The sequence below is a fragment of the Roseinatronobacter sp. NSM genome, assembly GCF_052379845.1.
Taxonomy (GTDB): Bacteria; Pseudomonadota; Alphaproteobacteria; order Rhodobacterales; family Rhodobacteraceae; genus Roseinatronobacter.
In genome coordinates, this window is the sequence record NZ_JBQTCF010000019.1 from 58751 (window position 1) to 83767 (window position 25017).

Here is a 25017-nt window from a genome sequence, read left to right on the forward strand (position 1 = left end):
TTGATGAGCACTGCAACCTTTCGCCCTTCGGCCTGCCCGGCCTGCGATGCGGCCCCCGCCGCCGAGGCCTTGGCAGGTGGGGCCGCGCTGCCCAATGCGCGGCTGCTGTTGTCGGTGCCCGAAGTGCATTGCGCGGCATGTATTTCCACGATCGAACGCGATTTGGCACGCATGGAGGGGGTGAATTCCGCCCGCCTGAACCTGACGCTGAAGCGCCTTAGCGTTGATGCGGTGGCGGCTGTTGGGGTTCAGGACGTGATCGCGCGGCTGGACAGGCTGGGCTATGACGCGCATGAATTGGACGCGGGCACCTTGTCGATGACCGAAACCGACAAGCAGGGGCGCGAATTGCTGATGCGCCTTGGCGTGGCCGGTTTCGCGATGATGAACATCATGCTGTTGTCGGTGGCTGTATGGTCGGGGGCCGAAGGGCCGACCCGCGACATGTTCCACCTGATTTCGGCCTTGATCGCCATTCCCACAGTGGCGTTTTCGGGCCAGCCCTTCTTTCGGGCGGCCATCAAGGGGTTGCGGGCGGGCCGCATGGATATGGACGCGCCCATTTCCTTTGCCATCATCCTGACGCTGATCATTTCCATTTATGAAACGCTGCAATCCGGTGAACATGCCTATTTTGAAGCGGTGGTCATGTTGATCTTTTTCCTGTTGGCGGGGCGGTATCTGGATTTTCGCGCGCGTGCTGTGGCGCGGTCTGCCGCGCAGGAACTGGCCGCGCTGGAAGTGCCACGCGCCATGCGGCTGCGGGACGGTGTTGAAAGCACAGTTTCGGTGGCAGATCTGGCGGTGGGTGATCTGGTTCTGGTGCGTCCCGGCGGACGGGTGCCGGTGGATGGTGTGGTGGTGGTGGGCAAGTCAGAAATTGACCGTTCGCTTCTGACGGGGGAAACCTTGCCTGTCTATGCCGCCGAAGGCAGTGTGCTAAGCGCGGGCGAAGTGAACCTGACAGGGCCATTGACCGTGCGCGTGACTGCCGCAGGCAAGGACAGTTCGCTGCACCGCATGGCGGATCTGGTGGCGAATGCTGAATCCGCGCGCACCAAATATACGACATTGGCGGAACGCGCTGCGCGGGCCTATGCGCCGACAATTCCCCTGCTATCTATTGGGGCGTTCATTGTCTGGATGTATATTTCAGGCGGTGATCTGCGGTTGGCGGTGAATATTGCCGCCGCGACGTTGATCATCACCTGCCCCTGTGCACTGGGTCTGGCTGTTCCCGCCGTGGTGACTGCCGCCAGTGGCAAGTTGTTCCGCAAGGGGTTGCTGATCAAGGACGGGACCGCGCTGGAACGGCTGGCCGAGGTGGACACCGTTATTTTCGACAAAACCGGCACCCTGACGATGGGCACACCCGCGCCCACCAATCTTGAAGCCCATGGCGCGACGGAAACCCGCGCGGCGCTTGCATTGGCAGAAGCGTCCAGCCATCCGCTGGCGCAGGCATTGGCGCAGGCATTGCGCATGCGCGGGGTTGATCCCGCGCCGCTGCAAGATGTGCAGGAAGTGCCCGGCTATGGGGTTGAGGGGAGCTGGCAGGGCCAGCGCGTGCGGTTGGGCCGTGCCGCATGGGTTGGCGCGGTGCCTGTTGAAATGACCGCCGCCTATTTCAGCAGGGATGACGCCACCGGCGCCTTTACGTTCAGCGACGCATTGCGCCCCGGTGCGGAAGATGTGGTCAAGGGATTGCAGGCACAGGGCAAGGCGGTTTTGCTGGTGTCTGGCGATGTGGCAGGCGTGGTGCGCGAGATGGCGCAGCGGCTGGGTATTGATGACTGGCACGCCGAGGCCTTGCCGCAGGACAAGGCCGCACGGATTGCCGCGTTGCAAGATGCCGGTCACAAGGTGCTTATGGTGGGCGATGGGCTGAATGACACAGTGGCGCTAAGTGCCGCGCATGTGTCCATTTCGCCTGCATCCGCGCTGGACGCCGCGCGTGCGGCGTCTGACATGGTGCTTCTGGGCCGTGACATTGGGCCAATTTCCGACGCAATGCGCATTGCTGGCCAGTGCACCCGCCGCATCCGAGAGAATTTCGTGCAATCAGGGGTGTATAATATTATCTTCGTTCCTATCGCCTTGTTGGGGTTTGCGACACCGCTTTGGGCGGCAGCAGTGATGTCGATTTCTTCCATCACTGTGACGCTGAATGCCTTGCGGTTGAAATGATAAAAGGATCACTGCACCATGGAAGTCCTGACCATTCTGATACCCGTTTCCCTGTTTTTGGGGTTCGTGGGACTGGCAGCGTTTCTGTGGACGCTGCGCAAGGGCATGTATGATGACCCGGACGGCGACAGCCAGCGCATTTTGAACGCGCAATATGATGATGCCCCCAAACCCGTGAAACGCGACACGCGCTAGCCAGCAACAAGTGGCGCGGTGACCCCCCCAGTGCGCAATCAGGGCCGCAGGCCGCCGAACATTCGGCGGGCCGTGACACGTCCTGCCGAGTGCGCGGGCTATACCAAGTGCGAAGGGCAGGTTCAGGCAAAAACCGAACAGTGCAGGCGCTTTAGCGTCAGGTATTCTTCCAGCGCCTGTGTGACCACATCCATTGGTCCATATGGGTTTTGACCAGCGTTTCCAGCGACCGGTTCAACTGCGCTGTCATTGTGCGCGCGTCCGAATGGGGCACAGGGTCTTCAATCCGCACCCGAAACGAAATCCCGTCCGGGTTTCGAATGCCATAGACCGGCACCAGAAGTGCGTTGTATTTCAAGGCAAGTTCCGCTGCCGAAAGCGCGGTGCGCGCGGGTTTTCCGATGAAATCGATGACTTCGCCATGCGCCATGTAATGGTCGACAACCATGCCCACCATCCCGCCGCGGCGCAAGAACCGCAGCATATGCGCCAGCCCTTCGCGCCCGCGTGCGAAGACAGGTGTGCCGATATGTGAAATGGCGGCAACATAGCGGGAATTGAAGGCAGGGTTGGTCATGGGCATATAAAACCCCGCGACATTGAACCCTTGCGCCAGCAGATACCCGCGCGCGGCGTCGTAATTGCCCAGATGGGCGGTCACCAACATGACGGGCCGTCCTTGGGCGTGCGCGTCTTGCAGTGCCGCCAGCCCGGTGCCTTCAACCACGCTGTCGCGCGCGCGTTCCAGAAATTCATCGCCGGTGAATATTTCGGCCATGGTGCGCGCCATGTTGTCGGGCACCTTGCGGCACAGACGCGCAACTTCGGACCGGGACAGGTCCGGCATGACATAGGCAAGATTGGCCCGAATGCGCGCGCGCATCCCCGCCAGCGGTCCAATCACGGCCCCCCCCAGCCAGCCAATCGCCGGAATGCGCCAGCGATAGGGCAGCGGCCGCAGCGCCGACAGCAGGACCGCAGCAAAGCGGTCCTGCGCCCAGTGCTGCCAACTGGGGCGCTGTGCCGTGGTCTTGTCAGCTGTTGATATGTCCGACTGTTCCGCCATCCGCGCTGATTGCACCCGACAGGTGCCCAAAGTCAAGAATTCCTGCCCTTATCAGCCAGGCGCACTGTCAGATTTCAGTAACTATACGCCACGTAAATCTGCGACAGATCGCCCTGCCAGTCCGAATGATAGCGGTGCAGCAGTTCATCCGCGGGGGTCTGGCCCGTCTCAACGCTTTCTTTCAGCGCGTTCAGGAAATGGGTTTCATCGGGCAACATGCCGCCTGCGCCGGGTTGCGCGCGCGCTTTAAGTCCTGCTTCGGCAATGTCGACAGTCGCGCGGGCCAGGTCATGCAGCTTTAGGCCCTGCGCCTGACCCGCCAAGCCGTCGACAGATGCGGCAATGCGCAATTCATCACGCAGCTCTGGCGTCCAGTCCTTGGCAATGTCCCACGCGGCGTCGAGCGCGCCCTGATCATAGGTCAGTCCGACCCAGAATGCGGGCAGGGCGCACAGCCTGCGCCATGGCCCCCCGTCCGCGCCGCGCATTTCGATGAATTTCTTGACGCGGGCTTCGGGGAAGATGGTTGTCAGATGGTCCGCCCAATCCGACAGTGTGGGCATTTCGCCGGGCAGGGCGGGCAACTGCCCTTTCATGAAATCGCGGAAGGACTGGCCCAGTGCGTTGATATACTTGCCGTCGCGGTAGACAAAATACATGGGCACATCCAGCGCATAATCCACCCATGCTTCAAACCCGAAACCGTCATCAAACACGAAAGGCAACATGCCGGTGCGTGCGGCGTCCAGATCGCGCCAGACGCGCGCGCGCCAGCTTTTGTGCCCATTTGGCTTGCCGTCAAAGAACGGGGAATTTGCAAATAGTGCTGTGGCCACAGGTTGCAGCGCCAGCGCGACACGCAGCTTTTGCACCATGTCGGCCTCGGACGCGAAATCAAGGTTCACTTGCACGGTGCAGGTGCGATACATCATGGATTTGCCCATGGTGCCCACGCGGTCCATGTAATCGGTCATCAGCGCATAGCGCCCCTTGGGCATGACGGGCATTTGCTCATGGCTCCAGATCGGGGCCGCGCCAAGCCCGATGAAACCCACGCCTATTTCTTCGGCCACGCTGCGCACTTCGCGCAAATGCTGGTTCACTTCATCGCAGGTCTGATGGATGGTTTCCAAGGGCGCGCCCGACAGCTCCAGCTGACCGCCCGGTTCCAGACTGACATTCGCGCCGTCCTTTTCCAGCCCGATGATATTGCCCCCTTCCAGAACAGGCGTCCAGCCGAAGCGGTCGCGCAGCCCTTCCAGCACCGCGCGGATGGACCTTGGCCCGTCATAGGGCAGGGGGTTCAGCGTGTCGTGGCAATAGCCGAATTTTTCATGTTCGGTGCCAATGCGCCAGTCTTCCTTGGGCTTGCAACCCGACGCCAGATATTCGGCCAGTTGGGCCTTGTTTTCGATCGGCCCGCCGCCGGTTTGGGGAATGGACATATGCGCTCCGATCCTGTGTGTATGTCGTGTCGTTGGTGTTCAATAATCGGGACTTGGCGATTGTGGCAGTCCAAGTCAAGCTGAACAGCCCTGCAAAAATGCACAATGGGTCGCCAAGATGTGCTGTGGTGCTGTGTCTGTCAGTGTCATCGGCCTTGATGCTAGTGAACTCGTCGGGCAATGCTGCGGCGTGACGGGTGCAGCCATAGCGGGCGCGATTGAACATGCGCGGGGTTGTTCAGCGCCCCCAGAATGGATTGCATATGCACATCCGGCAGGTTGGCGAATATGTCAAACAGCGCGTCGGCCCCTTGCGCGCCCACGGGAATATCCAGCCGCGTGCCGTCCTGCCCGATCAGGTGCCAGTTTGTGCCATGGTCGGTCAGGTGCAGTTCCATCAGATCGCGGGCGCTGATGAACCCGCCGGTTTCCGGGCCGAAATACGAAATTTGTGCTTCCAGCACCTGCACAATGCCGGGGGCATTGGCAACGCTATGGAACCGCAAGCGCCGCCAGCCGATCACGGCCAAAGTTACCCCGATGGCCGCGACCAACCCCGCCAGAAGCTGGAAAAAGCTGTCGCGCGCCTGAAGGGCCGTCCAAAGGCCCAGAACCGCGATGGCCAGCCCCGTCAGCACTTCAGACCAGCGCGCCAGCCCTGCGCGCAATTCTGGCCGGATCACGACCAATCCCCCCGCGTTGCCTGCCACAGTGTCAGGGCGGCAACCGCAGCAGTGTCGGCGCGCAGAATGCGCGGGCCAAGGGGTACGGGTGTCACATGGTCCATTGCCCGCAATCGTGCCCGTTCGGCTGGGGAAAAGCCACCCTCTGGGCCAATCAGGATTGCCGCAGGGGCCGGGGGCAGGGGCGTTTCGGGGGCGGGCGCACCACTTAGGCCTTCATCCGCGAAAATCAGGGCGCGCGATGTGTCCCACCCGTCCAGCAGGCGCGACAGGGGCTGCAACTGTGCCACTTGGGGAACGTAAGTGCCGCCGCATTGTTCGGCAGCTTCAAGGGCATGGGCCTGAAGCCGGTCCTGGCGGATGCGCTCGGAATTGGTGAAATCTGTCTGAACAGGCAGAATGCGCGCGGCGCCCAGTTCGGCGGCTTTTTCAACGATGAAATCGGTCCGCGTTTTCTTGATGGGGGCAAATACCAGCCACAGGTCAGGGGGCATGCGTTGCGGCGCGGATTGTGTCAGGCACCGCAGCGTTCCGCCGCGTTTTCCCGTCGCCACAATCTCGGCCTGCCATTCGCCCTGTGTGCCATTGAACAGCGCGACACGCTGCCCTGTGTTCAGGCGCAACACGTTGAAAAGATAGTGTGCATGGTCGCGCGACAGGTCAATCGCTTGCCCCTGCCCCAATGCATGCTCTAGATAGAGCCTGTGTTTCGCCTGTTCACGATGCGCTGTCATGGGGCTGATAGTATGACCGACGACGACCAAAGACCAGAGGGGCCGGGCAAGAATGGCACGGTAGCTGATGCGCCAGCGGCCAATTGGGTGGACACGCGCGCACCCGCACAGGCGCGCCCCTATCTGCGTCTGTCACGCGCGGACCGCCCCATAGGCACATGGCTGTTATTGCTGCCATGCTGGTGGGCAGTGTTGCTGGGCGCAGCCGCCTATCCTGAAACGGCGGGCTGGCTGACAGTGTGGCTGGTGCTGGCCTGCGGTGTGGGCGCGGTCCTGATGCGCGGGGCGGGCTGCACATGGAATGACATCACCGACCGTGACATTGACGACAAGGTGTCGCGCACCCGGTCGCGCCCCATCCCGTCGGGGCAGGTCACGCTGAAACAAGCCGGCATCTGGATGGCCATTCAGGCGGGCATTGCCGCGTTGATCTTGCTGACCTTCAACTGGGCGGCCATCGGGCTGGGGGTGTTGTCGCTGGGGTTGGTTGCGATTTACCCGTTTGCCAAGCGATTCACCTGGTGGCCGCAAATCTTTCTTGGGCTGGCGTTCAACTGGGGGGCGCTGCTGGCATGGACTGCGCAGACCGGGGCACTGGGGTTGCCTGCGGTGTTTCTGTATCTGGCCGGCATTTGCTGGACACTTTTTTATGATACGATCTATGCCCATCAGGACCGCGAAGATGACGCCTTGATCGGGGTGAAATCGACAGCGCGCCTGTTTGGAAACAAGACCGATCAATGGTTGCGCGGGTTTCTGGTGGCAACCGTGGTTCTGATGTCGCTTGCCGTGATTTATGCTTTGGCCCCATTGGCGAATCCGCTGAAAATGTCGCTTGGTCTGGCGGGGGCATGGGCCATCGGGTGGCACATGAACTGGCAACTGGCCAGACTTGATATTGATGATGGTGATGTGTGCCTGAAACTGTTCAGATCCAACCGCGATGCCGGGCTTTTTGTTGCGCTGTTTTTCGCCATAACACTTTTCGTGTGATTGCGCCGGTCTGCGCAACTGGCTAGGTGACGGTTATGCGAAAAGAACGATCCAATATTCTGGCACGGTTGCAGGGCGCAGGCACTTCGGTTCTGCACAATTACAAGTGGTATGTCCTGACGGCCGGGGCGTTTGCTGTTGCCGCTGTCGTTGCTGTCGGGGGCGCATCGCTTAGTGTGCGCGCCACAGAGCGTCTGCTGCTCAACGACTCGCTTGCTGCCCTGAACGAGGCTGCGATGGACTGGCCGGAAATTCAGGTGGACGGATTGCTTGTCACAATGAACGGTCAGGCCGCCACTGAAGCTGAGCGGTTTCGCGCGCTGGGCATTGTCAGCGCGGTGGTTGGTGCGGAACGTGTGATTGACCGGCTGAGTGTGGCACCCTCCATAGCGATTGCGGCACCGCAGTTTTCGGTTGAGATGATGCGCAACGGGCTGGACGTGTCCTTGATCGGGCTGGTGCCCGAAAGCTATGATGTCACCAATATTGTGCGCCAGATCGAAGGCATCGGGCCGGAAGTTTCCGTGGTGAACATGGTTGAAACTGCTGCCCATGCTGTGCCTTTTGGCTGGGAACGTTCGGTGGACTATGCGCTGAAGGCCATGGCGTTGGTGCCTGTCAGCAAGATTTCGGTATCGGCAGATCAGGTAGAGATATTCGGGCTTGCAGAATCCGAACGCCAGCGGGATGATTTTCGCCAACGTCTGCAACGCGAACGCCCGCGCGGGCTGATTGCCAGCATTGAAATTTCGGCCCCCCGACCGGCGATTACGCCCTTCACCCTGCGTTTTGTGATTGACGGCGACGGCGCGCGCTTCGACGCTTGTTCTGCGGATTCGCAAGAGGCGCGCGCCGCGATTTTGCAGGCCGCGCGTCAGGCGGGTGCCAGCGGTGTGCTGGAATGCACAATCGGGCTTGGCAGTCCGTCACCGCGCTGGCAGGTTGCCGCAGTGGCCGCTGTTCGGGCCTTGGCAGATGCGGGCGCGGGCACTGTCACATTCTCGGATACTGATATTTCCCTTGTGGTTCCCAACGCTGTGCAGATCGCCGAATTTGACCGTATTGTGGGTGTTCTGGAAAATGCCTTGCCTGATGTCTTTTCGCTGCAGGCGGTCAGGTTGCCCCCGGAAGAAGGCGAACTGGACGCACAGGACAACACCGTTGAATTCCTGATAAGCCGCGCGCCAGAAGGGGGGGTGGTCATGCGCGGGCGTCTGACAGATGACCGTCTGCGCAGTGCGTTGCTGTCCATGGCCCGGTCGGAATTCGGCCTGTCGGCTGTCGAAATGCAGGCCAATATCACACCGGACACACCCGAAGGGTGGTCTGTGCGCACACTGCTGGCGGTTGATGTGCTAAGCTATCTTGAACATGGCAGCGTGCGGGTTCGCCCGACGCAGATTGACATTCGCGGGGTGACCGGCGATCTGGCTGCGTCTGACCGTATTTCACAAATATTGGCAGACAGGTTGGGAACGGGGGCGCGGTTCAATCTGAACATCAGCTATGATGAACAGTTTGATCCGGTTGCCATGCAGCCGACCCCGGCACGGTGCGAAGCCTGGATCAGGGAGATTTTGGCGGAAAAGCAACTGACCTTTGACCCTGGATCGGCCAGTTTGGCTGCGGATGCCGCAAGGGTCATGGACCGCATCGCCGAAGTGCTGCGCGATTGTGGCCGCCTTGAAATGGAAATCGCCGGTCACACCGACAGTCAAGGGCGGCTGGAAACGAATATGCGCCTAAGCCAGCAGCGTGCTGAAGCTGTGATGGCGGCATTGTTGGCCCGCGGCATTCCGATTTCCGGGTTCGAGGCCCGCGGATACGGCCCGGAATTCCCGATTGCCGATAACAGCACAGCATCTGGGCGCGAAGCCAACCGGCGAATCGAGTTTCGCCTGATTGGCGAGTCTGCCGTTGCTGCCCGCGAAGAAACCGGCGAGGATGAGCCGCTTGAACAACCCGACGAGGCCGATCTGGAGATTGAGGTTACCATCGGGGCAGACGACACCCGCCGTCCACAACCCCGCCCTGAACGGCCCTGATGCGCGCAAACCCAACGGTGCTGACGCCATGGCCCGCCTGAATAGAGGTAGAAATGAACCGCTTTGAATTCATCGTCATAACGGCCCTGATCCTGTTTGTGGCTTTTTCGCTGGGGTGGTTCACAAATTGGCTGGTGCACAGGTTCACACGCGTCCGCCAGCAGGATCTGGGCGAACTGGACCGCATGGCCCAAGCGCTGCACGATGCGGAAGAAATCCGCGATCAGGCCATCGAATATGTGCAGACACGCGAACGTGATCTGACCGCGCGGTTAACCCAGACAGAAGCGGAATTGCGCGCCGCAATGGACGGATTGCGCGAAGCACGCGCCGAAGCGGAGTATTACCGCGCCCAATTGGAGCAGTCGCAAGGATAATCACCCTGTGGTTGTTTTGCGTCAGCGGGGGGCATGTGGACTTTTTCGCTTGGCATTGGCGGGCATAGCGTCTATGGAACGCCGCGCTAGGGTATCAGGATCCGTCCGGGTGCCTTGGCGATTCGTCCGAGACGGTGGGTGATGGCAACATCGTAAATCCTGCCTGAGGCGGGACAGGAACATTTCGGTTTCCGGGGTATTTCCTCGGGCGGAATTGGGAAAGGCCCGTTCGGACCTTATGCCAGACCAAGGTCTGGCGAAACGAGCTGGGGGGAAACCCCTGAAAATTGGAGAGACCCTGTGGATAGAGCCCAAAAAGAGAAAGTGGTCGAGGAACTCGGCCAGATCTTCGAAAGCTCTGGCGTGGTTGTGGTAGCACAATACGCTGGCCTCACGGTTGCTGAGATGCAGGTTCTGCGCGCACGCATGCGTGATGCGGGCGGGGCTGTTCGCGTCGCCAAGAACAAGCTCGCCAAGATCGCCCTGGAAGGAAAGCCCTGCGCAAGCATTTCTGACCTTCTGACAGGCATGACCGTACTCGCCTATTCCGAAGACCCTGTTGCAGCTGCAAAAGTGGTTCAGGACTTCACCAAAGAAAACCAGAAGCTGGTGGTTCTTGGTGGTGCTATGGGCGCATCGGCCCTTGACCCCGCTGGTGTCAAGGCAGTGGCTGCAATGCCGTCGCGCGAAGAGCTTATCGCTCAGGTCGTGTCGTGCATCGGTGCCCCTGCTTCGAACATTGCGGGTGCGATTGGCGCTCCTGCTTCGAATATTGCCGGTATTCTTTCAACGCTCGAAGAGCGCGAAGCGGCATAAGCAACCTTTGGCCTGCGTGGCGTGAAAAACACCCATGTTGGACCCTTGAACCTGAACAGAATGGAACTGAACAATGGCTGATCTTAAAGCACTTGCAGAGCAAATCGTGAACCTCACGCTGCTCGAAGCTCAGGAACTGAAAACGATCCTGAAAGACGAATATGGCATTGAGCCCGCTGCTGGCGGCGCTGTCATGATGGCTGGCCCTGCTGCTGATGCTGGCCCCGCTGCAGAAGAAAAAACCGAATTCGACGTTATTCTGGTCGAAGCCGGTGCAAACAAAATCGCGGTCATCAAAGAAGTTCGCGGCATCACCGGTCTGGGCCTGAAAGAAGCCAAAGACCTGGTCGAAGCTGGTGGCAAAGCCGTGAAAGAAGGCGCCCCGAAAGAGGAAGCCGAAGAAATCAAGAAAAAGCTCGAAGAAGCTGGCGCAAAAGTCGAGCTGAAGTAATAAGACGGGATGCGCAGCATCTTGATCTGCTGAAAATCAAACTGGGACCGGATGCCTCCGGTCCCAGTTTATCACTGTTTCCGGACAGGGCTTTTTGCCCGCAGGTTGAAAGCCCTGTCCAGGGATAGTGCCGGCTCGGGAGTGAACCTGTGGGAGGGTTCGCATGAATGGAGCCACACCCCCCGTTTCGCAAGCGGCGCGGCGCCTGATGCCCGACAGCGCGCCCGCCAGCGAAGACCATGAAAGGTGACGACGCGCATGGCTCAGTCCTATGTTGGCCAGAAACGTATCCGCAGGATGTTCGGCAAGATCCGTGAAGTTCTGGAAATGCCGAATCTGATCGAGATTCAGAAAAATTCGTATGATTTGTTCCTTCGTTCCGGCGATGCAGCACGCCCGCTTGACGGCGAAGGCATCATGGGCGTGTTCCAGTCGGTTTTCCCGATCAAGGATTTCAACGAAACGGCGACGCTTGAATTCGTGAAATACGAACTGGAAAAGCCGAAATACGATACGGATGAATGTATCCAGCGTGACATGACCTATGCGGCACCGCTGAAAGTGACGCTGCGTTTGATCGTGTTCGATATCGATGAAGATACCGGCGCGAAATCCGTGAAGGATATCAAGGAACAAGACGTGTTCATGGGCGACATGCCGCTTATGACAGGCAACGGGACGTTTATTGTCAACGGGACCGAACGGGTCGTGGTCAGCCAGATGCACCGCAGCCCCGGCGTGTTCTTTGACCATGATCAGGGTAAGACGCACAGCTCGGGCAAGCTGTTGTTCACCTGCCGGATCATTCCTTATCGCGGGTCCTGGCTTGACTTTGAATTTGACGCCAAGGACATGGTTTTCGCGCGCATCGACCGGCGCCGCAAGCTGCCTGTGACCACGCTTCTGTATGCGCTGGGCATGGACCAGAACGACATCATGAATGCGTATTACGATCGTGTCAGCTTCAGCCTGCAACGCAACAAGGGCTGGGTCACCAAATTCTTCCCCGAACGTGTGCGCGGCACCCGCCCGACAATCGATCTGATTGATGCGGCAACCGGCGAAGTGATCTGCAAGGCGGGCGACAAGATGACCCCGCGCATGGTCAAGCAACTGATCGATGACGGCAATGTCACTGACCTGTTGGTTCCGTTTGACTATATCGTGGGCCGCTATGTGGCGCAGGACATCATCAACGAAGAAACCGGCGCAATTTATGCCGAGGCCGGTGAGGAACTGACCTGGGAGCTTGACAAGGACGGCGAAGTCAAAGGCGGCACGCTGAAAGTGCTGCTGGACAATGGCATCACCGATATCGAAGTTCTGGACATCGACGGTGTTAACGTTGGCCCCTATATCCGCAACACCATGGCCGCAGACAAGAACTGGGGCCGTGAAAACGCGCTGATGGATATTTACCGCGTCATGCGTCCGGGCGAACCGCCAACTGTTGACACGGCGTCCGCGCTGTTTGACCAGTTGTTCTTCGATTCCGAACGCTATGACCTGTCTGCGGTAGGCCGCGTGAAGATGAACATGCGCCTGCAACTGGATGCGCCCGACACGCTGCGCACCCTGCGCCCGGAAGATATTGTCGCCTGTATCCGTGGTCTGACAGAACTGCGTGACGGCAAAGGCGAGATTGACGACATTGACCACCTTGGCAACCGTCGCGTGCGGTCCGTGGGCGAGTTGATGGAAAACCAGTATCGCGTTGGCCTGCTGCGCATGGAACGCGCAATCCGCGAACGCATGTCCTCGGTCGAGATTGACACGGTCATGCCGCAAGACCTGATCAACGCGAAACCCGCTGCGGCGGCGGTGCGCGAGTTCTTCGGGTCCAGCCAGCTGTCGCAGTTCATGGACCAGACGAACCCGTTGTCGGAAGTCACCCACAAACGCCGCTTGTCCGCGCTTGGGCCAGGTGGTCTGACGCGCGAACGTGCGGGCTTCGAGGTGCGCGACGTGCACCCGACCCATTACGGCCGCATGTGCCCGATTGAAACGCCAGAAGGTCAGAACATTGGTCTGATCAACAGCTTGGCCACCTTCGCCCGCGTGAACAAATACGGTTTCATCGAAACGCCGTATCGCAAGGTCGTGGACGGGCAGGTGACGGATGAGGTGGTTTATCTGTCGGCCACCGAAGAACAGCGCCACACTGTTGCGCAGGCCAATGCGACGCTTGATGAAAACGGCGCTTTCGTCAACGAACTGGTGTCGACCCGCAAGGCGGGCGAGTTCATGCTGAACCCGCGCGAAGCTGTGGACCTGATCGACGTATCGCCCAAACAGCTGGTTTCGGTTGCGGCATCGTTGATTCCGTTCCTTGAAAACGACGACGCCAACCGCGCCTTGATGGGGTCGAACATGATGCGGCAGGCTGTGCCCTTGCTGCAATCAGATGCGCCTTTGGTCGGCACCGGCATGGAAGGTATTGTTGCGCGCGATTCCGGCGCTGCCATCCTGACGCGCCGCGCAGGTGTCATCGATCAGGTCGATGCGCAGCGTATCGTTGTGCGCGCCACGGAAATGTTGGAACCGGGTGAACCGGGCGTCGACATCTATCGTTTGCGCAAGTTCAAACGCTCGAACGCGTCATCCTGCATCAACCAACGCCCCTTGGTGAAGGTGGGTGACCATGTGACGCGCGGCGAAGTTATTGCTGACGGCCCGTGCACCGATATGGGGGAACTGGCGGTCGGGCGGAACGTCGTTGTCGCGTTCATGCCGTGGAATGGCTACAACTTCGAGGATTCGATCCTGATTTCGGAACGCATCCTGAAGGACGACGTGTTCACCTCGATCCACATCGACGAATACGAAGTTGCCGCACGCGACACCAAGCTGGGGCCAGAAGAAATTACCCGCGACATTCCCAATGTGGGCGAAGAAGCGCTGCGCAATCTGGATGAAGCGGGCATCGTCTATGTCGGTGCCGAAGTGCAGGCAGGCGATATTTTGGTGGGCAAGGTTACACCCAAGGGCGAAAGCCCGATGACGCCGGAAGAAAAGTTGCTGCGCGCGATCTTCGGTGAAAAAGCGTCTGATGTGCGCGACACATCGCTGCGTTTGCCGCCGGGGGCTTATGGCACGATCGTGGAAGTGCGTGTGTTCAACCGCCATGGTGTGGAGAAAGACGAACGCGCGCTTCAGATCGAACGCGAGGAAATCGAACGCCTGTCGCGCGACCGTGACGACGAGCTGGAGATTCTGGAACGCAACATCTATGGCCGTCTGCGTCAGTTGATCTTTGGCAAAGTGGCTGTAAAAGGCCCCAAAGGCGTCAAGTCCAATTCCGAGATTACCGAGGAACTGCTTGAAAGCCTGAGCCGTGGTCAGTGGTGGCAACTTGCCTTGGCAGACGAGGCCGAGGCGCAGGAAGTCGAGGCGCTGAACGCCCTTTATGACCAGCAAAAGCGCCAGTTGCAGGCCCGTTTCGATGATAAGGTGGAGAAGGTCCGTCGTGGCGACGACCTGCCGCCGGGTGTCATGAAAATGGTCAAGGTGTTCGTGGCTGTGAAGCGCAAGCTTCAGGCCGGTGACAAAATGGCCGGTCGTCACGGCAACAAAGGTGTTATCTCCAAGGTTGTGCCCGTTGAGGACATGCCCTTCCTTGCGGACGGGACCACAGTTGACATGGTGCTGAACCCGCTGGGTGTGCCGTCGCGGATGAACGTTGGCCAGATTCTGGAAACGCATATGGGCTGGGCGCTGCGCGGTCTGGGGGTCCAGATCGATGAAGCGTTGCAGGAATACCGCCGCTCCGGCGACATGACCCCTGTGCGCGATGCAATGCGCATTGGCTATGGCGATGATTTTTATGCCGAAGTGTTCGACGGCATGGATGAAGACGCCCTTGTTGAATCCGCATCCACTGTCACAAAGGGGGTGCCGATCGGCACGCCTGTATTCGATGGTGCCAAGGAACCCGATGTTGATGACGCGCTGCGGCGTGCGGGCTTTGACACGTCTGGCCAGTCGGTCGTTTTTGACGGACGCACAGGCGAGCAGTTTGCCCGTTCGGTGACTGTGGGTGTGAAATACATGCTGAAGCTGCACCACCTTGTTGATGACAAGCTGCACGCACGCTCAACAGGGCCTTACAGCCTTGTCACGCAGCAGCCGCTGGGTGGTAAAGCGCAGTTCGGTGGTCAGCGTCTGGGTGAGATGGAGGTCTGGGCGCTGGAAGCTTACGGTGCGGCCTACACGCTTCAGGAAATGCTGACTGTCAAATCGGATGATGTGGCAGGCCGGACCAAGGTGTATGAATCGATCGTCAAGGGCGAGGACAATTATGAAGCGGGCGTGCCGGAATCGTTTAACGTTCTGGTGAAAGAAGTCCGTGGCCTTGGCCTGAATATGGAACTCCTGGATTCGGAGGAGGAGGGGTAACGCTGCGCGCCCCCACGCACCCTGTGAACAACTGGCAGGGTGCGTGAGACTCTCGCACAGCCCCCACCGCGCCCCGACCCTTTCAAGGAAAAGATCATGAACCAGGAACTTACCACAAACCCGTTCAATCCTTTGGCCCAGACCAAGACATTTGACCAGATCCGCGTTTCGCTGGCATCGCCAGAGCGCATTCTGTCGTGGTCCTATGGCGAGATCAAGAAGCCCGAAACCATCAACTACCGCACGTTCAAACCGGAACGTGACGGGTTGTTCTGCGCGCGTATCTTTGGCCCGATCAAGGATTACGAATGCCTTTGCGGCAAATACAAGCGCATGAAATACCGCGGCGTTGTGTGCGAAAAATGCGGTGTGGAAGTCACGCTTCAAAAAGTGCGCCGCGAACGCATGGGCCATATCGAACTGGCCGCCCCAGTTGCGCATATCTGGTTTCTGAAATCGCTGCCGTCACGCATTGGTCTGATGCTGGACATGACGCTGCGCGATCTGGAACGCATTTTGTATTTCGAAAACTATGTTGTCATCGAGCCCGGCCTGACGGACCTGACCTATGGCCAGTTGATGACCGAGGAAGAATTCCTTGATGCGCAGGACCAATACGGCGCTGATGCCTTCACCGCCAATATCGGTGCCGAAGCCATCCGCGAAATGCTGGCCAATATCGACCTTGAAGATGAAGCCCTGCGCCTGCGCGAAGAACTGAAAGAAGCCAAGGGCGAGTTGAAGCCCAAGAAGATCATCAAGCGGCTGAAAGTGGTTGAGCATTTCATCGAATCCGGCAACCGCCCGGAATGGATGGTGCTGACCGTGCTGCCCGTCATCCCGCCGGAATTGCGCCCGTTGGTGCCGCTGGATGGTGGCCGGTTCGCGACTTCGGACCTGAACGACCTGTATCGCCGGGTTATTAACCGCAACAACCGCCTGAAACGCCTGATCGAGCTGCGCGCGCCTGATATCATCGTGCGCAACGAAAAGCGCATGCTGCAGGAAGCTGTTGATGCGCTGTTTGACAATGGCCGTCGTGGCCGCGTGATCACGGGCAACAACAAACGCCCGCTGAAGTCGCTGTCGGATATGCTGAAAGGCAAGCAAGGCCGTTTCCGCCAGAACCTTCTGGGCAAGCGCGTGGACTTCTCGGGTCGGTCGGTCATTGTGACCGGGCCGGAACTGAAGCTGCACCAGTGCGGCTTGCCCAAGAAGATGGCACTGGAACTGTTCAAGCCGTTCATCTATTCGCGGCTGGAGGCCAAGGGCCTGTCCAGCACTGTGAAACAGGCCAAGAAGCTGGTCGAAAAGGAACGCCCCGAGGTTTGGGATATTCTGGATGAAGTCATCCGCGAACATCCGGTTCTGTTGAACCGCGCACCCACGCTGCACCGTCTGGGCATTCAGGCGTTTGAGCCGATCCTGATTGAAGGCAAGGCAATCCAGCTGCACCCGCTGGTCTGTTCCGCGTTCAACGCGGATTTCGACGGCGACCAGATGGCGGTTCACGTTCCGCTAAGCCTTGAAGCGCAGCTTGAAGCGCGTGTCCTGATGATGTCCACGAACAACGTTCTGTCGCCCGCGAACGGCGCACCGATCATCGTGCCATCGCAGGATATGGTGTTGGGCCTGTATTATGTGTCGATGATGCGGGACGGCATGACCGGCGAGGGGATGATCTTCTCCTCGATTGAGGAAGTGGAACACGCGCTTGCCGCTGGCGAAGTGCATCTTCACGCCAAGATTCAATGCCGCGTGACCCAGATTGACGAAGACGGCAACGAAGTGACGCGCCGGTATGAAACCACGCCGGGCCGCTTGCGGCTGGGTGCGTTGCTGCCGCTGAACGCAAAAGCGCCGTTTGAACTGGTCAACCGCCTGTTGCGCAAGAAAGACGTGCAGAACGTCATCGACACTGTCTACCGTTACTGCGGTCAGAAAGAGTCGGTCATTTTCTGTGACCAGATCATGTCGCTTGGGTTCCGCGAAGCGTTCCGTGCCGGTATTTCCTTTGGCAAGGACGACATGCTGATCCCCGAAACCAAATGGACGCTGGTGAATGAAACCCGCGATCAGGTTGGCAGTTTCGAGCAGCAATATCTGGATGGTCTGATCACGCAGGGCGAGAAATACAACAAAGTTGTGGACGCCTGGTCAAAATGTTCGGATGCAGTTGCGAATGAAATGATGGCCGAAATCTCGGCGGTGCGCCGCGATGATGCAGGCCGTGAACTGGAACCGAACTCGGTTTACATGATGTCTCATTCCGGGGCGCGTGGTTCGCCTGCGCAGATGAAACAGCTTGGCGGTATGCGCGGCCTTATGGCCAAACCGTCCGGCGAAATCATCGAAACGCCGATTATTTCGAACTTCAAGGAAGGTCTGACCGTGTTGGAGTATTTCAACTCCACGCACGGGGCGCGTAAGGGGCTGGCCGATACAGCGTTGAAAACCGCGAACTCGGGGTATCTGACCCGCCGTCTGGTGGACGTGGCGCAAGACTGCATTGTGCGGAGCGATGATTGTGGAACTGAACTGTTCATCACCGCGCAAGCTGCAGTGAATGATGGTGAAGTTGTGTCTTCGCTGGCCGAGCGGGTTCTGGGCCGTGTCGCGGCAGAAGATGTGATCGACCCGGCATCTGGTGAAGTGCTGGTTGCCAAGAACGCCCTTATTGATGAACGCGACGCGGATGTGATTGAAGGGGCGGGTATTGCTACTGTCAGGATCCGCTCGCCTTTGACCTGTGAAGCGGAAGAAGGCGTTTGCGCCAAGTGCTACGGGCGCGACCTTGCCCGCGGCACCTTGGTGAACAAGGGCGAAGCCGTTGGCATTATTGCGGCGCAGTCGATTGGTGAACCGGGCACACAGCTGACGATGCGGACCTTCCACATCGGCGGTATTGCGCAGGGGGGCAGCCAGTCCTTCCAGGAATCGAACGCGGCTGGCCGTATCGAATTGCGCAACACGCAAACCATCGAAAACGCTGCAGGCGAATTGATTGTCACAGGTCGCTCCATGCAGATTGCCATCATCGACGAAAACAACGTGGAACGCGCGGTGTTCAAGCCGGGCTACGGGTCCAAGCTGTTCGTCAAGGATGGTGAGCAGGTGGAACGCGGGTCCAAACTGTTTGAATGGGACCCCTATACCCTGCCGATCATTGCGGAAACCAACGGTAAGGCCCGCTTCGTGGACCTGATTGCCGGTCTGTCTGTGCGTGACGAAACCGATGATGCCACCGGGATGACCCAGAAGATTGTCACGGACTGGCGGTCGGTGCCCAAAGGCGGCGACCTGAAGCCCGAAGTCATTCTGATGGACCCTGAAACCGGCGATCCCGTGCGCAATGAGCAGGGCAATCCGGTGACCTATCCAATGTCGGTTGACGCGATTCTGTCAATCGAGGATGGGCAGGACATTCTGATTGGTGACGTTGTTGCGCGTATCCCGCGCGAAGGTGCCAAGACGAAGGACATCACCGGGGGTCTGCCGCGTGTGGCCGAATTGTTCGAAGCGCGCCGCCCCAAGGATCACGCGATCATCTGTGAACTGGACGGCTATGTGCGCTTCGCCAAGGACTACAAGAACAAGCGGCGCATTCGCATTGAACCTGTCGATGACACGTTGGAAGCGGCGGAATACCTTGTCCCCAAGGGCAAGCATATTCCAGTGCAGGAAGGCGATTTTGTCCAGCGCGGCGATTACATCATGGATGGTAACCCTGCCCCCCATGATATCTTGCGCATTCTGGGCATCGAAGCTTTGGCAAACTACCTGATTGACGAGGTGCAGGACGTCTATCGTCTGCAGGGCGTGAAGATCAACGACAAGCATATTGAAGTGATCGTCCGGCAGATGCTGCAGAAATGGGAAATCCTTGACAGTGGGGAAACCACACTGCTGAAGGGCGAGCATGTCGATAAGGTCGAGTTTGACGAAGCCAATGCCAAAGCAATGTCGCATGGAATGGAACCGGCCAAGGGCGAACCCATCTTGCTGGGGATCACCAAAGCCAGCTTGCAGACCCGCAGCTTCATTTCGGCGGCCAGTTTCCAGGAAACGACGCGCGTTCTGACCGAAGCTTCGGTTCAGGGCAAACGCGATCATCTGGTCGGCCTGAAGGAAAATGTGATCGTTGGCCGCCTTATTCCGGCGGGCACCGGGGGCATTGTCAATCAAGTGCGCAGCATTGCCGGTGAACGGGACCGCAAGGTTCTGGAAGCCCGCCGCGCCGAGGCAGAGGCCGCAGCCGCACTGGCCGCGCCCGAACCCGTGGAGCGGTCGGAAGCCGATATCGTTTTTGGCAAGCGCGACGACTGACCGCTGCCATAAAATGTGCCCAAAGCCCCCGTAGCCTGTGCTGCGGGGGCTTTTCTTTTTGTGGCGCCTCGGGCATCACTTTTGAATGTGTTAAGGAGTGCGGAATGCAACCAGATGTGGCGCCCCAGATTATTGTTGTCATCCGGTTTTCTTATGTCGCCCTTGCAGGGTTTCGCCTTAGCAAACGGGGCGAACATGATGCCCGCAATTTGCTATATGCGCCCGAACGGCTGGAACGCCGCTTTCGCCTGTTCGAAGCGTTGACGCTGCCTTCGCTGCTGGCGCAGACTGATCCGGATTTCACGACAGCGGTTCTGATTGGCACGGATTTTCCACGCCCGTGGCGCACCCGTCTGGAAACCCTGCTGCGGCCTCTTGGGGACGGGCGTGTTATCGCCTTGCCCCCCCTGAACAACTATAAATCAACCAAAAAAACGCTTGATCTGTGCACGACACGCAGCGCGACCCATGTTGTGTCCATGCGCCTGGATGATGACGACGCAATCAGCCGCGATTGTATTGAGGAAACCAGACGCATCATTCCGCCGCTGCTTCAGCTGTCGGGTGTTGAAACCCCCGCGATCATTGCGTTCAACAACGGGCTGTTTCTGGAATTGGGGGCCGATGGTAACGTGTTATATGCGGTGCATGAAAAGACCCCCCTGGGGATTGGCATGTCCATGGTTGCCCCGCGCGGCGCGCGCCCCACGGTGTTTTCGATGGACCATCGCATGGTGCACACGCGCTGGAACTGTTTTACCGAAGGGGTGACCCCGCGTTTCATTCGCACCGTGCATCGTGACAATGATTCGACCGGTTTCATGTCGGGCACGCGCGTAGACCTGCCGGATGACGATTTGGACGCCATCCTTGCGCAGGGGTTTCCGTTTTCGCGGCATAGGCTGATGACGATTGGCGGGTAATATCGCCCAAGCTTTGGGGTTATGATGGCAGACGACAACACCCGCGCCGCCCTGTTCATGCTGATTGGTTCCAGCGCGTTTGCGGTGAACGATACCTTTCTGAAATTGCTGGGGGCGGAATTGTCCGCGTTTCAGATTCTGGCAATGCGCGGCGCGATTGTGACAGCGCTGTTTGGCGTGCTGGTCTGGCGCAGCCGCATTACCTTCGCGCAGCTGAATTCTAGTGACCGGCGCTTTTTGCTGCTCCGCTCCGGGGCCGAGGCGATGGCGGCCTATTTCTTCTTCAATGCGCTGTTCAACATGCCACTTGCCAATGTCACGGCCATTTTGCAGGTGGTGCCGCTTTCGGTTGCATTGGCGGCGTGGCTGTTTTTGCGCGAACCCTTGGGGTGGCGCAGGTTAAGCGCAATTCTGATCGGGTTTTGTGGTGTCCTGATCATTGTTCGGCCAGGGGGCGCAGATTTTGGTGCGCCATCGGTTTTTGCGTTGCTGACTGTTGTCATGGTCACAATCCGCGATCTGTCAACGCGGGTCATGACGAAAACTGTCCCATCGTCGCTGGTGGCCTGCACCACGTCGCTTGGTGTGACGTTATTTGGTCTGGCGGGGGCGATGACGGAAATATGGGTGCTGCCCAGCCCGGTTGCATTCGGCTGGTTGGCCGGCACCGTCGTCTTTTCGTTTATCGGGTATTATCTGATTGTTTTGGCCATGCGCACGGGTGAACTGACATTTGTTGCCCCGTTCCGCTATGCGGGCCTGTTGGCCGCACTGATGCTTGGGTGGTTCATTCTGGACGAATGGCCTGATACGTTGACTTTTGTGGGTGGCGGGATTGTCGTTCTGACGGGGGTGTATGCGTTGTATCGGGAACGGCAGCATAAGTTGCGAATAGCGGCTGCAACTGGTGCATCGGGCGGGTAGCTGTTGACAAGCCCTGCGACTCCGCCTATACGCGCGATAACCTTGCCCGCAGACCATAACGGCGCGCGTGGTCAGGCATACGAATTTTAGTGGTCAAGATCCGGGTGTATGCCCCGATCCTCTGGAATTCCACCGCGGCGACCCACACGGGACGCAAGCGGTTTTGTGCGTTCTGCCGATTCGGTGGGTGCATACGATAGAGAGGCGTGCAAGCGCCATGTAACACGGGTTGAAACGGGAAGAACCGGAATGCCAACGATCCAACAGCTGATCCGCAAGCCGCGGCAGCCTAAAGTCAAGCGCTCCAAGTCGCAGCATCTGGAGCAGTGCCCCCAGAAACGCGGCGTTTGCACGCGCGTCTACACCACCACACCGAAGAAGCCGAACTCGGCCATGCGGAAGGTTGCCAAAGTGCGCCTGACAAATGGTTACGAGGTGATCAGCTACATCCCGGGTGAAAAGCACAACCTGCAAGAGCACTCGGTCGTGCTGATCCGCGGCGGTCGCGTAAAAGACCTTCCCGGTGTGCGCTATCACATCCTGCGCGGTGTTCTGGATACTCAGGGCGTCAAGGATCGTAAGCAGCGCCGTTCGAAATACGGCGCGAAGCGTCCGAAGTAAGGAGAGTTCCAGATGTCTCGTCGTCACGCCGCTGAAAAGCGCGAAATTCTGCCTGACGCCAAATTTGGTGATAAGGTTCTGTCGAAATTCATGAATAACCTGATGATCGACGGCAAGAAATCGGTCGCGGAATCGATTGTCTATAACGCGATGGACCGCGTCGAAGGCAAACTGAAGCGCGCCCCTATCGAAGTGTTCCATGAAGCACTCGAGAACATCAAACCCTCGGTCGAAGTTCGTTCGCGCCGTGTTGGTGGTGCTACCTATCAGGTGCCCGTCGAGGTTCGCCCCGAGCGCCGCGAAGCGCTTGCGATTCGCTGGTTGATCAAAGCTGCGCGCACCCGCAACGAAAACACGATGGAAGAGCGTCTTGCAGGCGAACTGGTTGACGCCGTCAACTCGCGCGGTTCCGCCGTCAAGAAGCGTGAAGACACCCACAAAATGGCCGATGCCAACAAGGCATTCAGCCACTATCGTTGGTAATCTTCGACCACTCGTCAAGCCAAAGGACCCTATACCATGGCACGCGAATACCCACTTGAGCGCTACCGCAATTTCGGGATCATGGCGCATATCGACGCTGGCAAGACCACGACGACCGAGCGGATTCTGTTCTACACCGGCAAGTCGCACAAGATCGGCGAAGTTCATGATGGTGCGGCCACCATGGACTGGATGGAGCAGGAGCAAGAGCGCGGAATTACCATCACCTCTGCTGCGACAACCACGTTCTGGGAAAAAACCATCGACGGGGCAACGCCGCTTAGTGAAAAGCACCGCTTCAACATCATCGACACCCCCGGCCACGTTGACTTCACTATCGAAGTTGAACGTTCGCTGGCTGTGCTTGATGGCGCAATCTGTCTGCTGGACGGTAACGCCGGTGTTGAACCGCAAACCGAAACCGTGTGGCGTCAGGCTGACCGTTACAAGGTGCCGCGGATTGTGTTCGTCAACAAGATGGACAAGATCGGCGCGGATTTCTTCAACTGCGTGAAGATGATCAAGGACCGCACTGGTGCGACTGCGCTGCCTGTGCAACTTCCAATTGGTGCCGAGGACCAGCTGGAAGGGATCATTGACCTGATCTCCATGGAAGAATGGACCTGGAAAGGCGAAGATCTTGGCGCAAGCTGGACACGCCAGCCCGTCCGTGACGACCTGAAAGATCTTGCCGACGAATGGCGCGCAAACCTGATCGAGACTGTTGTCGATCAGGATGATGACGTCATGGAAGCCTATCTTGAAGGCAACGAACCAGATCAGGAAACGCTGCGCCGTCTTATCCGCAAGGGCACACTGGCGCTGGATTTCGTGCCCGTCTGCACAGGGTCTGCGTTCAAGAATAAAGGTGTTCAACCGCTGTTGAACGCGGTCATCGATTACCTGCCCGGTCCTTTGGATGTGCCGGCCTATATGGGTTTCGATCCCAAGGATGAGACTGAGACGCGCAACATTGCACGTTCGGCCAAGGATGATGACCCCTTTGCAGCGCTGGCGTTCAAAATCATGAACGACCCCTTTGTTGGTTCGCTGACGTTCACCCGTGTCTATTCCGGTGTCATTTCCAAGGGCGATCAGATCCTGAACTCTACCAAAGGCAAGAAAGAGCGCGTCGGTCGTATGATGATGATGCACTCCAACTCGCGCGAGGAAATTGATTGGGCGGCTGCGGGCGACATTATTGCGCTGGCCGGTCTGAAAGAAACCACAACAGGGGACACATTGTGCAACGCGCAATCGCCTGTGGTTCTGGAAACAATGACATTCCCCGATCCCGTGATCGAGATTGCTGTTGAGCCGAAGACCAAGAATGACCAGGAAAAGATGAGCCAGGGTCTGGCACGCCTTGCCGCAGAGGACCCCTCTTTCCGGGTGGAAACCGACCACGAGTCCGGTCAGACCATCATGAAGGGCATGGGCGAACTGCATCTGGACATTCTGGTTGACCGTCTGAAGCGTGAATTCAAGGTTGAAGCGAATATCGGGGCGCCGCAAGTGGCCTACCGTGAAACGATCAGCCACAAAGTTGAGCATACCTATACCCACAAGAAGCAATCCGGTGGGTCCGGTCAGTTCGCTGAAGTGAAGTTGGAAATTACCCCGACCGAACCCGGCGAAGGCTACAGCTTCGAATCGCGCGTCGTCGGCGGGACTGTTCCGAAGGAATATATCCCCGGTGTCGAAAAAGGTGTCGGCAGCGTCATGGATTCCGGTCCGCTGGCCGGGTTCCCTGTGATCGATTTCAAGGTCGCGCTGCTGGACGGCAAGTATCACGATGTCGACTCCTCAGTCATGGCGTTCGAAATCGCTGCGCGTATGTGCATGCGCGAAGGTCTGAAGAAAGCGGGTGCCAAGCTGTTGGAACCGATGATGAAAGTCGAAGTGGTGACACCGGAAGAATATACCGGTTCCATCATTGGCGATTTGACATCGCGTCGCGGGCAAGTCACCGGGCAGGACCAACGCGGCAACGCAATCGCAATTGATGCGTTTGTGCCGCTGGCCAATATGTTCGGCTATATCAACACCTTGCGTTCCATGTCATCGGGCCGTGCGAACTTCACCATGCAGTTCGACCATTACGAACCCGTGCCGCAGAACGTGTCTGACGAAATCCAGAAAAAATACGCCTGATCGGTGTGGCGGGACCATATCCCGCCCTACCACCACGCAGTAGGGTGGCGCATGCCACCACACCCAACAAGATTAAGGAGAAGCCAAAATGGCAAAGCAAAAGTTTGAACGCAATAAACCGCATGTGAACATCGGGACGATCGGGCATGTTGACCACGGCAAGACCACGCTGACGGCAGCGATCACCAAGTATTTCGGC

At 58.6% G+C, this 25017-nt stretch carries 19 protein-coding genes; 15 read left to right on the forward strand and 4 right to left on the reverse strand.

Going from position 1 to position 25017, the window contains the following annotated elements:
• Window positions 1-3 precede the first annotated feature (3 nt).
• Window positions 4-2187: a heavy metal translocating P-type ATPase gene (locus ACTZWY_RS11650; protein ID WP_444790883.1), complete on the forward strand. Its 2184-nt coding sequence runs from the start codon at window positions 4-6 to the stop codon at window positions 2185-2187.
• A gap of 18 nt (window positions 2188-2205) precedes the next feature.
• Window positions 2206-2382: a cbb3-type cytochrome oxidase assembly protein CcoS gene (gene ccoS, locus ACTZWY_RS11655; protein WP_444790884.1), complete on the forward strand. Its 177-nt coding sequence runs from the start codon at window positions 2206-2208 to the stop codon at window positions 2380-2382.
• 157 nt (window positions 2383-2539) lie between these two features.
• Here the strand turns inward: ccoS and ACTZWY_RS11660 are convergent, their stop codons facing one another.
• The 4 genes from ACTZWY_RS11660 to ACTZWY_RS11675 all read right to left on the reverse strand — a co-directional run bounded on the left by ACTZWY_RS11660 (window position 2540) and on the right by ACTZWY_RS11675 (window position 6310).
• Complete coding sequence (locus tag ACTZWY_RS11660; RefSeq protein WP_444790885.1) at window positions 2540-3484, reverse strand: lysophospholipid acyltransferase family protein; 945 nt, start codon at window positions 3482-3484, stop codon at window positions 2540-2542.
• Window positions 3485-3522: 38 nt separating this feature from the next.
• A complete protein-coding gene (locus ACTZWY_RS11665; RefSeq protein WP_444790886.1) occupies window positions 3523-4893 on the reverse strand; it encodes a glutamate--cysteine ligase in 1371 nt (456 codons plus the stop codon).
• Between the two features lie 161 nt (window positions 4894-5054).
• A complete protein-coding gene (locus ACTZWY_RS11670; protein WP_444790887.1) occupies window positions 5055-5576 on the reverse strand; it encodes a hypothetical protein in 522 nt (173 codons plus the stop codon).
• Window positions 5573-6310, reverse strand: coding sequence for a 16S rRNA (uracil(1498)-N(3))-methyltransferase (locus ACTZWY_RS11675; RefSeq protein WP_444790888.1), 738 nt, complete (start codon window positions 6308-6310; stop codon window positions 5573-5575). The genes ACTZWY_RS11670 and ACTZWY_RS11675 overlap by 4 nt, the downstream gene beginning before the upstream one ends.
• A 12-nt stretch (window positions 6311-6322) precedes the next feature.
• On the opposite strand from ACTZWY_RS11675, the gene ubiA reads away from it, so the two are divergent.
• The 13 genes from ubiA to ACTZWY_RS11740 form a co-directional block, all read left to right on the forward strand.
• Window positions 6323-7303 (forward strand): 4-hydroxybenzoate octaprenyltransferase, encoded by a 981-nt coding sequence (ubiA, locus tag ACTZWY_RS11680; RefSeq protein WP_444790889.1) that lies wholly within the window; start codon window positions 6323-6325, stop codon window positions 7301-7303.
• Window positions 7304-7338: 35 nt separating this feature from the next.
• Window positions 7339-9348, forward strand: coding sequence for an OmpA family protein (locus ACTZWY_RS11685; protein WP_444790890.1), 2010 nt, complete (start codon window positions 7339-7341; stop codon window positions 9346-9348).
• A 53-nt stretch (window positions 9349-9401) separates the two neighbouring features.
• Window positions 9402-9725, forward strand: coding sequence for a hypothetical protein (locus ACTZWY_RS11690; RefSeq protein WP_444790891.1), 324 nt, complete (start codon window positions 9402-9404; stop codon window positions 9723-9725).
• A 300-nt stretch (window positions 9726-10025) separates the two neighbouring features.
• Window positions 10026-10541: a 50S ribosomal protein L10 gene (gene rplJ, locus ACTZWY_RS11695; protein WP_444790892.1), complete on the forward strand. Its 516-nt coding sequence runs from the start codon at window positions 10026-10028 to the stop codon at window positions 10539-10541.
• A 73-nt stretch (window positions 10542-10614) separates the two neighbouring features.
• Window positions 10615-10992 (forward strand): 50S ribosomal protein L7/L12, encoded by a 378-nt coding sequence (rplL, locus tag ACTZWY_RS11700; protein ID WP_444790893.1) that lies wholly within the window; start codon window positions 10615-10617, stop codon window positions 10990-10992.
• Between the two features lie 258 nt (window positions 10993-11250).
• Entirely contained in the window at window positions 11251-15387 is a 4137-nt protein-coding gene (gene rpoB / locus ACTZWY_RS11705; protein ID WP_444790894.1) for a DNA-directed RNA polymerase subunit beta, read from the forward strand.
• 96 nt (window positions 15388-15483) lie between these two features.
• On the forward strand, window positions 15484-19713 hold the full coding sequence (gene rpoC / locus ACTZWY_RS11710; RefSeq protein ID WP_444790895.1) for a DNA-directed RNA polymerase subunit beta': 4230 nt from the start codon (window positions 15484-15486) through the stop codon (window positions 19711-19713).
• 104 nt (window positions 19714-19817) lie between these two features.
• On the forward strand, window positions 19818-20636 hold the full coding sequence (locus ACTZWY_RS11715; protein ID WP_444790896.1) for a glycosyltransferase: 819 nt from the start codon (window positions 19818-19820) through the stop codon (window positions 20634-20636).
• Between the two features lie 24 nt (window positions 20637-20660).
• Window positions 20661-21560 (forward strand): DMT family transporter, encoded by a 900-nt coding sequence (locus ACTZWY_RS11720; RefSeq protein WP_444790897.1) that lies wholly within the window; start codon window positions 20661-20663, stop codon window positions 21558-21560.
• Between the two features lie 249 nt (window positions 21561-21809).
• The gene (gene rpsL, locus ACTZWY_RS11725; protein ID WP_071479239.1) at window positions 21810-22181 is read left to right on the forward strand and encodes a 30S ribosomal protein S12; all 372 of its coding nucleotides are present in this window, start codon (window positions 21810-21812) and stop codon (window positions 22179-22181) included.
• Window positions 22182-22193: 12 nt separating this feature from the next.
• Window positions 22194-22664 carry a 30S ribosomal protein S7 gene (gene rpsG / locus ACTZWY_RS11730; RefSeq protein WP_274352817.1) on the forward strand — a complete coding sequence of 157 codons (471 nt, stop codon included), beginning with the start codon at window positions 22194-22196 and terminating at the stop codon, window positions 22662-22664.
• Window positions 22665-22700: 36 nt separating this feature from the next.
• On the forward strand, window positions 22701-24818 hold the full coding sequence (gene fusA / locus ACTZWY_RS11735) for an elongation factor G (protein ID WP_444790898.1): 2118 nt from the start codon (window positions 22701-22703) through the stop codon (window positions 24816-24818).
• A gap of 88 nt (window positions 24819-24906) precedes the next feature.
• Window positions 24907-25017, forward strand: a 111-nt coding sequence (locus ACTZWY_RS11740; protein ID WP_444790901.1) for a GTP-binding protein, incomplete at its 3' end; no start/stop codon positions are given.

Bases quoted from the DNA above. Each gene is read 5' to 3' on its own strand.
- ACTZWY_RS11650 (WP_444790883.1), top strand. From the start codon at position 4: ATGAGCACTGCAACCTTTCGCCCTTCGGCCTGCCCGGCCTGCGATGCG.
- ccoS (WP_444790884.1), top strand. From the start codon at position 2,206: ATGGAAGTCCTGACCATTCTGATACCCGTTTCCCTGTTTTTGGGGTTC.
- ACTZWY_RS11665 (WP_444790886.1), bottom strand. From the start codon at position 4,893: ATGTCCATTCCCCAAACCGGCGGCGGGCCGATCGAAAACAAGGCCCAA.
- ACTZWY_RS11675 (WP_444790888.1), bottom strand. From the start codon at position 6,310: ATGACAGCGCATCGTGAACAGGCGAAACACAGGCTCTATCTAGAGCAT.
- ubiA (WP_444790889.1), top strand. From the start codon at position 6,323: ATGACCGACGACGACCAAAGACCAGAGGGGCCGGGCAAGAATGGCACG.
- ACTZWY_RS11685 (WP_444790890.1), top strand. From the start codon at position 7,339: ATGCGAAAAGAACGATCCAATATTCTGGCACGGTTGCAGGGCGCAGGC.
- ACTZWY_RS11690 (WP_444790891.1), top strand. From the start codon at position 9,402: ATGAACCGCTTTGAATTCATCGTCATAACGGCCCTGATCCTGTTTGTG.
- rplL (WP_444790893.1), top strand. From the start codon at position 10,615: ATGGCTGATCTTAAAGCACTTGCAGAGCAAATCGTGAACCTCACGCTG.
- rpoB (WP_444790894.1), top strand. From the start codon at position 11,251: ATGGCTCAGTCCTATGTTGGCCAGAAACGTATCCGCAGGATGTTCGGC.
- rpoC (WP_444790895.1), top strand. From the start codon at position 15,484: ATGAACCAGGAACTTACCACAAACCCGTTCAATCCTTTGGCCCAGACC.
- ACTZWY_RS11715 (WP_444790896.1), top strand. From the start codon at position 19,818: ATGCAACCAGATGTGGCGCCCCAGATTATTGTTGTCATCCGGTTTTCT.
- ACTZWY_RS11720 (WP_444790897.1), top strand. From the start codon at position 20,661: ATGGCAGACGACAACACCCGCGCCGCCCTGTTCATGCTGATTGGTTCC.
- rpsL (WP_071479239.1), top strand. From the start codon at position 21,810: ATGCCAACGATCCAACAGCTGATCCGCAAGCCGCGGCAGCCTAAAGTC.
- rpsG (WP_274352817.1), top strand. From the start codon at position 22,194: ATGTCTCGTCGTCACGCCGCTGAAAAGCGCGAAATTCTGCCTGACGCC.
- fusA (WP_444790898.1), top strand. From the start codon at position 22,701: ATGGCACGCGAATACCCACTTGAGCGCTACCGCAATTTCGGGATCATG.